The organism is Caulobacter sp. GW821-FHT09B08, assembly GCF_059418225.1.
Map to the genome: position 1 here is coordinate 61,754 of NZ_JBWKPL010000003.1, position 13,400 is coordinate 75,153.

A 13,400-nucleotide genomic window follows, 5' to 3' on the forward strand; every position below is an offset into this window, starting at 1 on the left:
CCCTCGAAATGGATCAGTGACCGTGGTCGCCCTTGCCGCCGTGCCTGTCGAACGCATCGGTCTTGGTCAGGGCCTTCTGGCAGCGTTGAAGTTCGTTCAGGCAATCGCCACGGCTCCAGAAATCGGAAAATTCCACAACGGCCATACGGAGTTGGCGCTGATATTCCTTGCGGTCAAGCACCGGCGGGCATTCGCACTCTTCTTCCTTGTGGTCGCCGTGTCCGCCATGGCCCGGCTCCGGGGCCGGACGATGGCCGGTCAGCACCAGGGTCTGGCCGCCCAGGATGGTGACGTTGGCCGCCGCCAGCTCCAGCTCGGCCTCGGTCTTGTGGCCGTGGCCGTCATTGGGGGCGTCGTGGCCGTGGCCGCCGTGGCCACCTCCGTGCTTGTCGTCCTTCTTGCCGTGAGCGCCCTTGTCCTTGGCCTTGTCCTTCTCCTTGGACTTGTCCTCGGGCGGCTCGCCCTTGAAGGCCTCGGTGATTCCCTTCAGCGCCTTGGCGCAGGGACCGCCGAACGCCAGAATCGGACCCAGGCGCTTCTGCACCTCCTCGACCAGTTCCTCGGCCTTGCGCTCCAGTTCGGAGGACGGGGCGCTGGTGGCGGCCACGCACTTGGCCTTGATGGCGTCGTGGATGGTCTTGGGCACGTCGCGCCAACGGTCGTCGCGCCCTTTCCCGCCGACATATTTGCCGATGTAGAAGGTCAGGATGGCGACCGCCGCCACGACCAGGGCGATGCCGACCAGCAGGGTGGGATCGAAGATCGGAACCGGCGTATCGACGGGAAACTCAGACTGGTACACCGGACCCCCTCCAGCAGCAGGCATCAAGAGTCCTATGGTTAACGCAAGCCGGCGCAGCTTGCACGACCAAGGTTATGCGATCCGGGGGCTTTTCACCTGACAGGAGAATATCCGCCGCGAACGGAGGCGTCCGTCACCCCTGCCGGGCGATGACGCCCCTGGCGCGGGCGCCCTGGTCGTAGCGGCTGGGACCGCCGTAGACGGCCACTTCGCACAGAATGTCGCCGCCCGGCTGGTCGGCCCACAGATAGTTCCGCTCGACCTCGACATTGCGGCCGGCCGGCGAAATGCCCTCGAAGGTGTCGCCCCAGGGGATCACCTTGTTCAGGTCGCGCCAGCTCAGGGTCATGGCGCGCGACAGCTCGTCCTGGGCCATCGATTCGAGGTCGGGATCGCTCATGGCGCCTTTCCGTTGTCTGATCGTCGCCTCGACAAGGCGCGCGGCGCGGGCTAGGCCCGCCGACGACAGCCAAGGAGACGACGATGGGCGCCCCGAAAGGCAAACGCGACTTCCGCGACGAGGATCGCCTGGATCCCCGCGAACGCCATCAGCTCGAATACTGGATGAAACGCTGGGGCGTCACCAAGGATCAGCTGGTCGCCGCCCACCGCAAGGTCGGCAATTCGATCAAGGACATCGGCGCCGAGCTGGGGAAGAAGCGCTAGCGCCCTTCCCTATCGCTTGTCGCGCCGGAACTTCGCCGCCTCGGCCGCCAGGGACGAACCCGAGACGTCCTTTTCGTCCGGCTCGGGCTCGAAAGGCAGGTGACCGGCCACGCCGCGCAGGGCCAGCCACAGCGGGTGGCTGAAATGGCCCAGGATCCGTAAGGGCCGGCGCTTGTCGTCCATCACGTCCCAGCCCTCCAGCTCGAACTGGTCGGCCTGGTCGCGCATCGACTTGACGTCGATGCCGTCCCAGCCCGGCGGATCGGGGATCGCGGCGGCCTCGTCGGCGGTGAGGCCGAAGGTGTCGCGCGCCAGCTGGTCGATCTCTGGAAACTGGGCCCGCGCCTCGGGCTCGGCGAACGACGGCTTCATCAGCGCCCGGGTCTCCAGGTCGGCGAAGCCGGGCAGGTCGATCAGGCGGCGCGGGGCCATGGCCTTACGCCTCTTCGGCGTTGTCGTTGCGCCAGTACGGCTCGACCTTGCCCTGCAGCTTGATGGTCATCGGGTTGCCCTTGCGGTCGACGGCCTTGCCGGCGGTGACGCGGATCCAGCCCTCGCTGACGCAGTATTCGTCGACATTGGTCTTCTCGGCGCCGTTGAAGACGATGCCCACGCCGCGTTCCAGCACGTCGGCGTCGTAATAGGGGCTCGAGGGATTGGAGGCCAGGCGGTCGGGAAGCGTGTCGCTCATGGGATGGTCTTTCGAAGAATTCTGGGCGGCTAACGCCGTCGAACGGGCGTGATAGCCACGTGAGGCCGCAATTCCAATAGGATTGCGCCAGATCGCGCGAACCGTCGCGACAAGATCACGCCCCGCTGCTAGCTACGGCGCATTCTCTATTCGGAGCTCGCATGCTGCGTCGCCTCTACGACTGGGTCATGAGCCTGGCCGCCTCCCGTCACGCCCCCGCCAGCCTGTTCGCGATCTCGTTCGCGGAAAGCTCGATCTTCCCCGTGCCGCCCGACGTGATGCTGGCGCCGATGGTGCTGGCCAAGCCGGAGAAGGCCTGGCGCTACGCGGCGCTGTGCACCCTGGCCTCGGTGCTGGGCGGCATCGTGGGCTATGGCATCGGCTTCTTCTTCCACGACGCGGCCCAGAAGCTGCTGGCGGTGCTGGGCAAGCCCAACGCCCTGGCCGACGCCGAATGCTGGTACCGCCAGTGGGGCTCGTGGGTGATCATCGCCAAGGGCTTCACCCCCATTCCGTTCAAGCTGGTGACCATCACCTCGGGCCTGCTGCAGTTCAGCTTCCCGATCTTCATCGCCGCCTGCGTGGCGACGCGGGGGGCGCGCTTCTTCCTGGTGGCCTGGGTGGTCAAGAAATTCGGCCCGGCCATGATGCCGGTGATCGAAAAGCGCCTGGCCCTGTTCGCCGGCATCCTCATCGCCCTGCTTGTCATCGGCCTCACGGCGAGCCACTTCTTGGGTGGAAGCAGTGGCGGAGCGTGCGGGTGACGATCGAGAACGTCGGGGAAGTCGAGCCAGTCGGAGACGTCGAGCCCCGGATCACCGAGGTCCGCGCCACGGGTCCGGCCCATGTCGCACCGGCCCTCGCCTCGACTCGCGGCGCGCTCGATCTGGCCGCCGAGCATTGGCCCGCCCTGGCCCTGGCCGCCTGCGCCTTCATGCTGGGCACGGCCCACGCCTTCGAGACCTTCGGCAAGCTGGCCCCGTGCCTGCTGTGCCTCAAGCAGCGCGAAGTCTATTGGGTGACCGGGACCGTGGCCCTGATCGGCGTTGTGCTGTCGCGCACGCCGTTGGCCGACCGCGTGCGCAAGCCGCTGATCCTGCTGCTGGGCGTCGGCTTCCTGTACGGCGCGGGCCTGGCGGCCTATCACGCCGGCGCGGAGTGGAAGTGGTGGCCCGGTCCCGCCGCCTGCGCGGGCGGCGGCGCGGCCAAGGCCAGCGACCTGGTGGCCATGCTGAAGGGCGCCACGATCAAGGCCCCCTCGTGCGACAAGGCCGTCTGGGTGTTTCTGGGCCTGTCGATGGCCGGCTGGAACGCCGTGATCTCGCTAGGCCTGGCTGTCGCCTCGGCCTATGCAGGCCTGCGCAAGAAGGCCGCGTGAGCATGAGCCAGCCCGTCCCTCCCCGCCCCGGATTCGGCGCCCAGAAGGCGCGGCTGGCCGAGATCCTGCGGGTCGACCAGGCCGGCGAACTGGCCGCCGTCCACATCTATCGCGGCCAGCAGGCGGTGATGCGCCAGGCGCCCGGCCGCGAGCGGATCGCCGACCAGCTGCAAGAGATGGAGGGCCACGAGCAGGTCCACCTGAGCCGCTTCAACGAACTGCTGGGCGAGCGCGGCGTGCGCCCCACCCTGATGTCGCCGGTCTGGCGCGCGGCCGCCTTCGCCCTGGGCGCCGGCACCGCCCTCTTGGGCGAGAAAGCCGCTCACGCCTGCACCGAGGCCGTCGAGACGGTGATCGAACAGCACTATGCCGGCCAGATCGCCGAGCTGGAGGCCCGCGACCCGGCCCTGGCCGCCGAGCTCAGCCAGTTCCGCGACGACGAGCTGCACCACAAAGAGATCGCCATCGAGGAAGGCGCGCTGGAGGCCCCGGCCTATCCGCTGCTGTCGGCGGTGATCAAGGCCGGCTGTCGCGCGGCCATCAAGATCAGCGAGAAGATCTGACCGGCGTTCGCCGAAAGCCGGGCACGCTATCCCTGAAACTTCCCGCTTGGCGACATGCGCGGCCGAGCTTACCCATGTGGCCGAAAAATGCGTCGCGAGGGGAGTTTCGCTTTGCCTGTTCCGTTTCATCGCCAGTTCCGACGGGCCGCCGCCCTCTGCGCCGTTTCGCTTCTGGCCCTGACGGGCGTCGCGCACGCCCAGGCGGCCGACGCGTCCAAGCCCGCCAAGGCGACCACCGCCCTGACCCTGGGCACCGGCGGCCAGATCCCCGCTGAAGAAGCGGCGCTGACCATCGAGCACGTCGATCTGAAGCTGAAGATCATCCCCGACCGCAAGGCCATCGAGGGCGACGCCACCCTGACGCTGAAGACCAAGAGCGCCCTGCCGCGCATCGTTCTGGACTTCGACCGCGACTTCGCGATCAGCGCCCTGATCGTCGACGGCAAGACCCTGCCCGCCTCGGCCTGGACCAATCCCGAGGGCCGTCTGACCATCACCCCGCCCAAGCCGATCAAGGCCGGGGCCAAGACGGTCGTTCAGATCCGCTACGCCGGAACCCCGCACGAAGCCGAGAAGGCCCCGTGGGACGGCGGCTTCGTCTGGAAGACCACCCCCACCGGCGAGCCGTGGGTGGCCAGCGCCGTCCAGGGCGACGGCTGCGACCTGTTCTGGCCCTGCATCGACTTCCCGACCGGCGAGCCCCTGCTGGTCGACTTCTACGTCACCGTGCCCGCCCCGCTGTCGGCCCCGGCCGGCGGCGTGCTGATCGACGTGAAGGAAAAGGACGGCTGGCGGACGTTCCACTGGCGCCAGAAGCAGCCCGACACCTACGCCATCGCGGTCAATGTCGGCCCCTACGACAAGCTCTCGGACACCTACAAGAGCCGGTTCGGCGACAGCTTCCCGATCGAATACTGGTACCTGAAGAGCGATGATCCGGCCAAGGCCAAGGCTCTGTTCGCCGAGTTCCCCGTCACGCTCGACTTCTTCGAGCAGATGATCGGCCCCTACCCATTCCGTTCCGAGAAGCTGGGCGTCGTGGAGACCCCGCACCTGGGCATGGAACACCAGACCATGAACGCCTACGGCAACGAGTACCGCAAGGACGTCTTCGGCTACGACTGGCTATTCCAGCACGAGCTGTCGCACGAGTGGTTCGGCAACCAGGTGACTAATGTCGACTGGGACGACATGTGGATTCACGAAGGCCTGGGCAGCTACATGCAGCCGCTGTTCTCGCAATGGCTGCACGGCGACATGGAATACATGACCCGCCTGAACGCCCAGCGCGTCCAGACGGTCAACAAGTTCCCGATCGTCGCCGACCGCGTGATGACCGAGGACGAGGTCTACAAGCCCGTGGGCGGCCCGGCGAACGACATCTACGCCAAGGGCTCCAACATCATGCACACCCTGCGGGCGACCATCGGCGACGAGGCGTTCTTCAAGTCGGTGCGCACCCTGGTCTACGGCCGCCCCGATCCCAAGCCCGGCAACTTCGCGCCGCGCTACGCCACGACCAAGGACTTCATCAAGATCGTCAACGACACCACCGGCAAGGACTACCAGTGGTTCTTCGACGCCTATTTCTACCAGGCCAAGCTGCCGGAACTTGTGCAGACCCGCGAGGGCGACGCGCTGGTGCTGAGCTGGAAGACTCCGTCGGGCAAGGCCTTCCCGATGCCGGTCGAGGTCCAGGTGGGCGACAAGGTCGTCACCGCGCCGATGGCCGACGGAACGGGCCGGATCACGGTGGGCGACACCGTGCCGGTGATCGTCGACCCCGCCTCCAAGGTCCTGCGCCGCCAGCCCTATCTGGAGGACTACCAGGCCTGGAAGAAGGAGACGGACGAAGCGGCCAAGAAGGCCGCCGACGCCAAGGCCGCGGCCGCCAAGCCGTAGCGATCCGCACCGTCGCCGTCGTCCCTGGGCCTGGCTCCAGGGACGACGGCGTTCGGCCGGTCATCTTCCGTTGACCCTGTTCCTTCACGGCTTATGAGCCAAGGCGCTGTAAGGCTTTGGGCTCATCCGGAGCCGAGAAGCCGATGCTGACGCCTAACCATGTCGTGACCGCCGCCCGCGTCGTTCTGGTGGGCGGAGCCCTGACCGCCGCGACGTTGATGCTGGGTCCGTGGCCGGGCCTGGAGCAGGTGTTCGGCCTCAGCGACAAGGCCGCCCACGCCATCGCCTTCGGCGGCCTGCTGGCCGTTTCGTTCCTGGCCTTCCCCCGCATGCGCCGCAACGACCTGGCCATCGCCGCCGTCATGCTGGGCGCCAGCGTCGAGGTGGCCCAACTGTTCACCAGCGACCGCAGCGCTTCGTTCGGCGACCTCTTCGCCGACTCGGTGGGCGTGGGTGTGATCTATCTGGCCAGCCATATCGAGGCCGTCCGCTCGCAGGCCCGCGAGCGCGGAGCCATGACCTTCGGCGAGATCGCCGCCCAGAACCGCCGCCGCCGGGCCCGCCGTTCGGCGCCGGTCATGCCGGTCGCCGATCCGGCCGTCGCCGGCGAGCGACCGACCCGCTTCGCCGAGCGGGCCGCCCGCCGTTATCCGCGCGGCGCCTAGAACCTTTTAGCCTCACATGGAAACATGTGAGGCGTCTAAAAAGGCTCTAAATCAAACATTTAGAGCGTGGCAGGCGCCGAAACCGCTCACACTTTCGGCTGCCACGCTCTAGGTAATACGCTTGACGCTGACCGGGTCGCTGCCCGGGAAGCTCTCTTCCAGGCCTTCGTCCAGCAGGGCTTCCTGACGGCTCTCCGAGCATTCGACCTTCTCGGCCAGCTGATCGTGCTTTTCGCCCTCCTCCAGAGGCTTCTCGGCCTCGCGGGAATGGGGCGCGTCGAAGTGCTTGTCCTCGTGCCGGACCTTGCCTTCCGACGCCATGTCGGCGGTCGAGGCGCTGGTGCCGTGGGTGAAGTGGCGGCCTTGCTCTTCTTTTTTCTGGCCAAACATCATGGGGGTCTCTCCCGATCTGTCGCCGCTGGGGCGTCGGAAGATAAAACCCTCGAGCCGGGTCCGAGGTTGCGCCGCTAGAGCAGCACCACCGACCAAACGGCCAAGTTCGCCAGCGTCAGGGCGGCCAGCAGCCATCGCAAGCGGCGCCGGACGCTCAGTTGCCGGCCATGTTCGTGAAGCGTCGGCCCCACATGCATCGAACCCTCCCATGGAAAGCCCCCGTGCCCTTGGGGTCGATCCACCGGCGAGTCGATGCAAGCGGAGCCGGAAGGTATTGTTTCCTCGACATTTTCGCGACTCGGCTCATCGGAGCCGCGTCGCGGTCTAGGCCTCCAGCTCGATGTCCCAGTAGAGGTAGTCCAGCCAGCTGGCGTGCAGATGGCCCGGCGGGAACCGGCGGCCGCGATCCTGCAGCTCGTGCATGCTGGGCCGGCGCGCGGTGTGGAACGGCTGCATCCCCGCCTCGCGCGGCGTGCGGCCGCCCTTGCTGAGATTGCAGGGCGCGCAGGCGGTGACGATGTTCTCCCACGTCGTGCGTCCGCCGCGGGAACGCGGGATCACGTGGTCGAAGGTCAGCTCGTCGGGCGAACCGCAATACTGGCAGGAGAACCCGTCGCGCAGGAAGAGGTTGAAGCGGGTGAAGGCCGGCGGGCGATCCTGCGGCACGTACTGCTTCAGCGACACCACGCTGGGCAGCTTCATCTCGAACGAGGGCGAATGCACCACGTGGTCGTAGGTCGACACCACGTCCACACGATCGAGGAACACCGCCTTGATCACCTCCTGCCAGGGCCAGAGGGACAGCGGATAGTAGCTGAGGGGCCGATAGTCGGCGTTGAGGACGAGCGCCGGCATGCCGGACGGTGGACGGGACAGCACCTGCATCAGGCCCTCCCTCTCGGGTCGAACAGACCCCTATGAAGCGGATACGCGATCGGACTGAAGACGGGCCTCCTTCCTGCGCGTTCTCGGGAATCGCCATTCATTCCCGAACGCACAGAAAGGATGAGCCAAGTCCGCGACAGAACCAAGACATGGTTGCGCTGGCCGCGTGACGAATTCAGGCCTGGCTGATCTCGACGATCTCGACCTCTCCGCCGGCCACCATGGCGGTGTCGCCGACACCCTTGCCCAACAGGGCGCGGGCCACCGGCGAGACGTAGGAGACCGAGCCCTGGGCGGGATCGGCCTCGTCCTCGCCGACGATGCGGAACGTCTGGCGACGCCCGTCGTCGCGGTCGAAGGTGACGGTTCCGCCGAACTGCAGCACGTCCAGGCTCGGATCGACCTCGCGCAGCTGGGCGCTGGCGCGGCGGGCCGACCAGTAGCGCAGATCGCGGGTGGCGCGGGCCATGGCGGTACGGTCCTGGGCCACGTCGCCCTCGGCCTGGGCGGCGCTGTAGGCCGCGCGGGCGGCGGCCAGCTCGGCCTCGATCCGGGCCAGGCCAGACGGCGTCACCAGGTTCGGGTGCGACGAGATCGGGCGGTCCAGCAGGTCGGCGGCGAAGGCCTCGCTGTCGCCTTCCTTGGTGAAGGCCACGCTCATCGGAGGTGTTCTGGACGGAAAGGGGTCATGTCTGGGAAATCCGGTCCGTGACGGGACGTTCCGCGCCAGGAGCATCGGACGTAGTCGCCTCGCGAAGCCGGATCAAGACATGCAAAAGCCGCCGGCGGGCAAGCGCGGGCGGCTTCGGACGACTGGGTGCTGATCGTGTCGGCGGGATCGCGTGGGGATCCGCGATGTCCCGTCGGCCACGAACGCTGTCTGGAGACTAGATCGCAACGCCGATCAGGGCGGCGGCCACACCGACGGCGGCGGCGAGGAAGAAGCCCACGGCCATGCGGTCGAGAGCGGTTTCGAAGGCGAAGAAGGTATTGGTCATCACACACATCCTTTGAGTTGGTTTGCCGGGGCGTGGTGATCGAGAGCCCGCCCCGGATCCGGATCGAGCCCGATCTGGACATTGCTTAGATAGCGCATATCTAAACGCCGTCAAGATAATCTTGACGGCGTTAGGATGGATTTTTGAACAGGAACGGTTACAGTGTCGGAGATGACACAGCCTGCTGCCTCCGAAGCCCGTCCGTATCACCATGGCGACCTCAGCCGCGCCTTGGTCGAGGCCGCCCGCCGCATCCTCGAAACCGACGGTCCGGCCGCCCTTTCGCTGCGCGCCGTGGCCCGCGAGGCCGGGGTCAGCCCGGCGGCGCCGTATCACCACTTCAAGGACAAGGGCGAGCTGCTGGAGGCCGTGGCCCACGAGGGGTGGGTGGCCCTGGACGCCGCCCTCAGCGAGGCCCGCGCCAAGGCCGCCGACAGCAAGGAGCGGATGACCGGTCTGGGCGTGGCCTATGTCTGCTTCGCCCGCGACAACCCCGCCCTCTATCGCGTGATGTACGACTGCTCGCGCGACAAGGACGCCCTGCCCGACCAGATGAAGGAAGAAGGCGCCTACTGCCAGGTGCGCAACACCATCGACGAGCGCAGCGGCGGCACGGTCGCGCCGCTGGACCTGGAGCTGGCCACCATCGCCGCCTGGTGCGCCGGCCACGGCCTGGCCGAGATGGCCGGCTTCAAGCAGTTCGATCACCTGAAGGAAGCCCTGGGCGGCGAGGAGGCGTTCCTGCGCGCCGTGTTCGACCACCTGGGCATGTTCGCCAAGCTCGACCAGGCGTGATCTCCTCACCCGTGAAACGGGGGAGGTGGCGCGATGCGGATACGCATCGTGACGGAGGGGGCGTCGCCCACCGCTGGACGCCCCCTCCGTCTCGCCGCTGCGCGTCGAGCCACCTCCCCCGTTTCACGGGTGAGGAGAAGTCCTGATGTTCGCCACCCGCTTCGCCCCTTCGCCCACCGGCTATCTGCATCGCGGCCACGCCTTCTCGGCCCTGACCGCCTTCAAGGCCGCGCGCAATGAGGGCGGGCGGTTCGTGCTGCGGATCGAGGACATCGACGCCACCCGCTGCCGTCCTGAATACGACGCGGCGATCCTTGAGGACCTGGCCTGGCTGGGCCTTGAGTGGGAGCAGCCGGTCCGCCGCCAGTCCGAACACCTGGCCGAGTATCACCGCGCCATCGAGGCCTTGCGCGACCGGGGCCTGGTCTATCGCTGCTTCCGCACCCGCAAGGAGCTGGACATCGGCCGCGCCCCGCACGAACCGGCCGTTCCCTTCATCGGCGCGCCCCTGCCCCCGGACGAGGAAGCCGCGCGGCTGGAGCGGGGCGAGGCCTTCGCCTGGCGGCTGTCGCTGGACGCGGCCCGCCGCGCCCTGGGCGGGTTCGAGGGCCTGGCCTTCGTCGAGGAAGGCGCGGGTCCCGACGGCGAGACCGGCCTGATCGCGGCGCGGCCCGAGCTGGCCGGCGACATCGTCCTGGCCCGCAAGGACGTCGGGGTGGCCTATCATCTGGCCGTGGTGATGGACGACGCCCTGCAGGGGATCACCCACGTGATCCGGGGCCAGGACCTGTTCGAGGCCGCCCACATCCAGCGCCTGCTGCAAGCCCTGCTGGACCTGCCCGTTCCGACCTATCGCCACCACCGCCTGCTGACCGGCCCGGATGGCCGGCGCTACGCCAAGCGCGACAAGGCCCAGACCCTGCGCGAACTGCGGGCGGCGGGCGTGACCCCGGAGCAGCTGCGCGCCGAGATGGGCCTCTAGCCGCCGCCGGCCTGCTCGACCAGCTGGCCCATGGCCTTCAGATAAGCCCCGAAGGCCACGCGGCCAGTCTCGGTCAGGCGAACCCGGGTCAGGGGCTTGCGCCCCACGAAGCTCTTGTCGATGGCCACGTAGCCGGCGTCCTCCAGCTTGCGCAGATGGACCGACAGATTGCCCTGGGTCACCTCCAGCAGGTCCTTCAGCTCGGTGAAGTCGGCCACCTCGGCGCTGGCCAGATAGGCGACGATCCCCAGCCGCACCCGGCCGTGGATGACGTCGTCCAATCCGCTGATGTCGAACTTGCCGCTCACGACGATCTCAGGCCGCCGCCTGGCGCAGGGCCTGGCGCATCATCCCGAAGCCGGTGACGCCCATCAGCAGGAACAGGCTGAGGGTCGCGATCAGCAGATAGAGGTCGGCGCGCCAGATCAGCATGCCCAGCGCCACCCCAGAGATCACCCATCCGGCCGCGACGACCGCCATCCACCAGCGCCTGCGCAGCATGAAGATCACGTACCAGACCGCGCCCTGCAGCACGAAGACCACGGCCGGATGGAACAGCCAGAAGTGGAAGTCACGGGTGCGGGCCGCGGCGCTGGCGAAGACGATCACCAGGGCCAGGTTGGCGATGCCCGCCCCGGCGAAGGCCGAATTGACCGCCCGGCTAGTCACGCCCACCGCCGGCTTCTTGCGATCCATGACGATCACGATGGTCATCAGCACCAGGAAGATCGCCGTCGGCGCCCACGCCATGGTCAGGCTGCCCAGGGGCGCCATGCGGAACACCCCGATCTCCTGGAGATAGTAGCTCAGGGTCTGGATCCCGTAGAGCACCCCGGCCGAGCCGTAGAGCGCGCTGCCGGCCACGCCCATCCCGCCGTTCCCGCCGCGCTCGGCGATGGTGCGCAGGAAGGCCAGGTCGTCCTGGGCCGACTTCATCTTGTCGTTCATGCGCGGAGTTCCCTTCAGCGTCGCATCATGCCGGTTCACAGGATTCGGCCCAACAGCGGCAGACGGCGCAGCGCCATGGTCAGGAGCCAGCTCAGGATCACCGCCCCGCCGAACGCCACCGCGCCCTTGGCCAGACCGCCCCAGGCCTGGGGCAGCAGCAACCAGCCCAGCCAGGCGGTGAAGACGTAGTGGGTCAGGTACATGCCGTAGGCGTTGGCCTGAAGACTGCGTCCCAACGCCCCGGTCCTGCGCACGAAGCGCAGAAAGATCGACAGCGCCGCGAACGACAGGGTCGCGCAGGCCAGGACGAAGGCGAGGCCCCCGACCACGTCCAGCAACGGCTTGGGCGGCGGGTTGGGCGAGAAGGCGACGATGAACACCGCCACCGCCGCGATCACCGCCGGAGCCGGCGCGATCTGCCAGGCCCACCAGCGCCGGGCCAGCGCCCCTTGCGGATCGGTCAGCCCCTGCCCTACCCCGGCCGCGCCGAACGCCAGGCCCGCCAGGAAGTAGACGAGATAGTGGCCCGCCCGTCCGGTCTGGATCAGGAACGGCCCCTCCATCGTCCAGTGGCCGAAGGGCAGCGCCATGTTCAGCGGCACATAGGCCAGGGCGCTGAGGGCGACCAGCGCCAGGAACGCCCGGCCGGGCCGGCGCGCCGCCCCTTGCGTCCAGCGGCCCAGGGCCGGGATCAGCCGGGGGAACACCGCGTCCAGGGTCGCGGCGATCGCGGCGAAGGCCAGCAGCACCCACAGGAACCAGGCCGGCCCGCTGGGCCAGAACTTCAGGCTGGTCCAGGCCTGGGCATAGGCCGACAGCGAGGGCTCGCCGCCCGACTGCAGCCAGGCCGGATAATAGGCCAGCGGGGCCAGCAGCCCCGCCCCGATCACGAACGGCACGCCCAGACGCAACGCCCGCCCCTTGAGGAACCCGCCCGGCCCCTTGGCCTGCAGGCTGGCGGCCACGAACAGGCCCGAGACCAGGAACATCAGCGACATGAAGAACATGTCGTTGACCAGGGTCAGCAGGCCGAACGGCGCGAACCTCTGCGGATCCACCACCGGGAAGGCCGTCCACAGGATCGGCTCGGCCGTGAACGCCTTCGGGGGTGGCGCGTACGGGTGATAGGTCAGCACCGCATGGTGGGCGATGACCAGCAGGGTCAGGAAGGCGCGCAAAGCGCCCACCGGCGCATTGCGGACAGACGGGTCCGCGACGGCGGAGGTTTCGAGGGATTTGAGAGGCGCGTGCATGGCCCGGCTCCGGTTTCGATGATCGCACCATGGATCAACTAGTTTGTTTTGTAAACTTGTTGACACGAGATGGCGCCGGCGATGCCACCCCCCGCGACCCTGCGGTCGTTGCTGGAGGTCGGGCGATCGCCTAGGTTTCGACGGGAAACCTGCGCGGGGGACGGTTTGGGAGAGATACTCAGGGAGCCGGACACCCCTTGGGTCGCCTTCCTCAAGGGCGCGGCCTGGATGGCCGTCGGGATCGGCTCCCCCGTCGTCGTCGGCATCCTGTTCCTGCACAAGGACGGGGACTACGAACTGTGGAACCGACTTGGCTTGGCCGGCGCGCTGGTCGGGCTCGCCAGCCTCGCGGCCGGCGTGTTTCGCGCGATCTGGGCGCTGGTCCAGCGCTGGGCCTACGACCGCGTGACCGGCGATCCGTTCCACTAGGGCGCCCCGCGGCGCTCTTGCCCCCTCCCCGTCGTCGTGCTCACTGCGGG

Annotated in this window: 19 protein-coding genes and 1 pseudogene; 9 read left to right on the top strand and 11 right to left on the bottom strand. The window is 68.1% G+C overall.

Annotated elements, in window-relative coordinates:
- Positions 1-13: 13 nt before the first annotated feature.
- Positions 14-802 carry a hypothetical protein gene (locus AC07OA_RS10850; protein ID WP_494663819.1) on the bottom strand — a complete coding sequence of 263 codons (789 nt, stop codon included), beginning with the start codon at positions 800-802 and terminating at the stop codon, positions 14-16.
- Positions 803-935: 133 nt separating this feature from the next.
- Positions 936-1,178 carry a hypothetical protein gene (locus AC07OA_RS10855; protein ID WP_494664298.1) on the bottom strand — a complete coding sequence of 81 codons (243 nt, stop codon included), beginning with the start codon at positions 1,176-1,178 and terminating at the stop codon, positions 936-938.
- Between the two features lie 107 nt (positions 1,179-1,285).
- Between AC07OA_RS10855 and AC07OA_RS10860 the strand changes: the two genes are divergently transcribed.
- Positions 1,286-1,468: a DUF3606 domain-containing protein gene (locus AC07OA_RS10860; protein ID WP_494663820.1), complete on the top strand. Its 183-nt coding sequence runs from the start codon at positions 1,286-1,288 to the stop codon at positions 1,466-1,468.
- A gap of 9 nt (positions 1,469-1,477) precedes the next feature.
- Here AC07OA_RS10860 and AC07OA_RS10865 read toward each other — a convergent pair whose 3' ends face one another.
- Together AC07OA_RS10865 and AC07OA_RS10870 are read right to left on the bottom strand one after the other, a co-directional pair.
- Entirely contained in the window at positions 1,478-1,900 is a 423-nt protein-coding gene (locus AC07OA_RS10865) for a hypothetical protein (RefSeq protein ID WP_494663821.1), read from the bottom strand.
- Between the two features lie 4 nt (positions 1,901-1,904).
- On the bottom strand, positions 1,905-2,159 hold the full coding sequence (locus tag AC07OA_RS10870) for a DUF3297 family protein (RefSeq protein ID WP_494663822.1): 255 nt from the start codon (positions 2,157-2,159) through the stop codon (positions 1,905-1,907).
- A gap of 161 nt (positions 2,160-2,320) precedes the next feature.
- Here AC07OA_RS10870 and AC07OA_RS10875 point away from each other — a divergent pair, with 161 nt between their 5' ends.
- The 5 genes from AC07OA_RS10875 (at position 2,321) to AC07OA_RS10895 (ending at position 6,667) form a co-directional block, all read left to right on the top strand.
- On the top strand, positions 2,321-2,923 hold the full coding sequence (locus AC07OA_RS10875) for a YqaA family protein (protein ID WP_494663823.1): 603 nt from the start codon (positions 2,321-2,323) through the stop codon (positions 2,921-2,923).
- On the top strand, positions 2,920-3,537 hold the full coding sequence (locus AC07OA_RS10880) for a disulfide bond formation protein B (RefSeq protein WP_494663824.1): 618 nt from the start codon (positions 2,920-2,922) through the stop codon (positions 3,535-3,537). The genes AC07OA_RS10875 and AC07OA_RS10880 overlap by 4 nt, the downstream gene beginning before the upstream one ends.
- 2 nt (positions 3,538-3,539) lie before the next feature.
- The gene (locus AC07OA_RS10885) at positions 3,540-4,100 is read left to right on the top strand and encodes a demethoxyubiquinone hydroxylase family protein (protein WP_494663825.1); all 561 of its coding nucleotides are present in this window, start codon (positions 3,540-3,542) and stop codon (positions 4,098-4,100) included.
- 87 nt (positions 4,101-4,187) lie between these two features.
- Positions 4,188-6,002: a M1 family metallopeptidase gene (locus tag AC07OA_RS10890; protein ID WP_494663826.1), complete on the top strand. Its 1,815-nt coding sequence runs from the start codon at positions 4,188-4,190 to the stop codon at positions 6,000-6,002.
- Positions 6,003-6,145: 143 nt separating this feature from the next.
- Complete coding sequence (locus tag AC07OA_RS10895; RefSeq protein WP_494663827.1) at positions 6,146-6,667, top strand: VanZ family protein; 522 nt, start codon at positions 6,146-6,148, stop codon at positions 6,665-6,667.
- A 108-nt stretch (positions 6,668-6,775) separates the two neighbouring features.
- Here the strand turns inward: AC07OA_RS10895 and AC07OA_RS10900 are convergent, their stop codons facing one another.
- The 3 genes from AC07OA_RS10900 to greA all read right to left on the bottom strand — a co-directional run bounded on the left by AC07OA_RS10900 (position 6,776) and on the right by greA (position 8,606).
- Positions 6,776-7,060: a hypothetical protein gene (locus AC07OA_RS10900; RefSeq protein WP_494663828.1), complete on the bottom strand. Its 285-nt coding sequence runs from the start codon at positions 7,058-7,060 to the stop codon at positions 6,776-6,778.
- 324 nt (positions 7,061-7,384) lie between these two features.
- Complete coding sequence (locus tag AC07OA_RS10905) at positions 7,385-7,948, bottom strand: HNH endonuclease (protein ID WP_494664299.1); 564 nt, start codon at positions 7,946-7,948, stop codon at positions 7,385-7,387.
- Between the two features lie 172 nt (positions 7,949-8,120).
- On the bottom strand, positions 8,121-8,606 hold the full coding sequence (greA, locus tag AC07OA_RS10910; RefSeq protein WP_494663829.1) for a transcription elongation factor GreA: 486 nt from the start codon (positions 8,604-8,606) through the stop codon (positions 8,121-8,123).
- A 508-nt stretch (positions 8,607-9,114) separates the two neighbouring features.
- On the opposite strand from greA, the gene AC07OA_RS10915 reads away from it, so the two are divergent.
- Positions 9,115-9,738, top strand: a complete 624-nt coding sequence (locus AC07OA_RS10915) for a TetR/AcrR family transcriptional regulator (RefSeq protein WP_494663830.1) — start codon at positions 9,115-9,117, stop codon at positions 9,736-9,738.
- Here AC07OA_RS10915 and AC07OA_RS10920 read toward each other — a convergent pair.
- Positions 9,730-9,804 (bottom strand): annotated as a pseudogene (locus AC07OA_RS10920) (hypothetical protein); the annotation flags it as partial. The gene AC07OA_RS10915 and the pseudogene AC07OA_RS10920 sit on opposite strands and share 9 nt — an antisense overlap.
- A 76-nt stretch (positions 9,805-9,880) precedes the next feature.
- Between AC07OA_RS10920 and gluQRS the strand changes: the two are divergent.
- On the top strand, positions 9,881-10,720 hold the full coding sequence (gluQRS, locus tag AC07OA_RS10925) for a tRNA glutamyl-Q(34) synthetase GluQRS (protein WP_494664300.1): 840 nt from the start codon (positions 9,881-9,883) through the stop codon (positions 10,718-10,720).
- On the opposite strand, the gene AC07OA_RS10930 is transcribed toward gluQRS, so the two are convergent.
- The 3 genes from AC07OA_RS10930 to AC07OA_RS10940 are packed head-to-tail and all read right to left on the bottom strand — an operon-like array spanning position 10,717 to position 12,921.
- Positions 10,717-11,028: a winged helix-turn-helix domain-containing protein gene (locus AC07OA_RS10930; RefSeq protein ID WP_494663831.1), complete on the bottom strand. Its 312-nt coding sequence runs from the start codon at positions 11,026-11,028 to the stop codon at positions 10,717-10,719. The two genes, gluQRS and AC07OA_RS10930, sit on opposite strands and share 4 nt — an antisense overlap.
- A gap of 7 nt (positions 11,029-11,035) precedes the next feature.
- Positions 11,036-11,668 carry a hypothetical protein gene (locus AC07OA_RS10935; protein WP_494663832.1) on the bottom strand — a complete coding sequence of 211 codons (633 nt, stop codon included), beginning with the start codon at positions 11,666-11,668 and terminating at the stop codon, positions 11,036-11,038.
- 35 nt (positions 11,669-11,703) lie between these two features.
- Complete coding sequence (locus AC07OA_RS10940) at positions 11,704-12,921, bottom strand: acyltransferase family protein (RefSeq protein WP_494663833.1); 1,218 nt, start codon at positions 12,919-12,921, stop codon at positions 11,704-11,706.
- Between the two features lie 228 nt (positions 12,922-13,149).
- Here AC07OA_RS10940 and AC07OA_RS10945 point away from each other — a divergent pair, with 228 nt between their 5' ends.
- The gene (locus AC07OA_RS10945; RefSeq protein WP_494663834.1) at positions 13,150-13,350 is read left to right on the top strand and encodes a hypothetical protein; all 201 of its coding nucleotides are present in this window, start codon (positions 13,150-13,152) and stop codon (positions 13,348-13,350) included.
- Positions 13,351-13,400 lie beyond the last annotated feature (50 nt).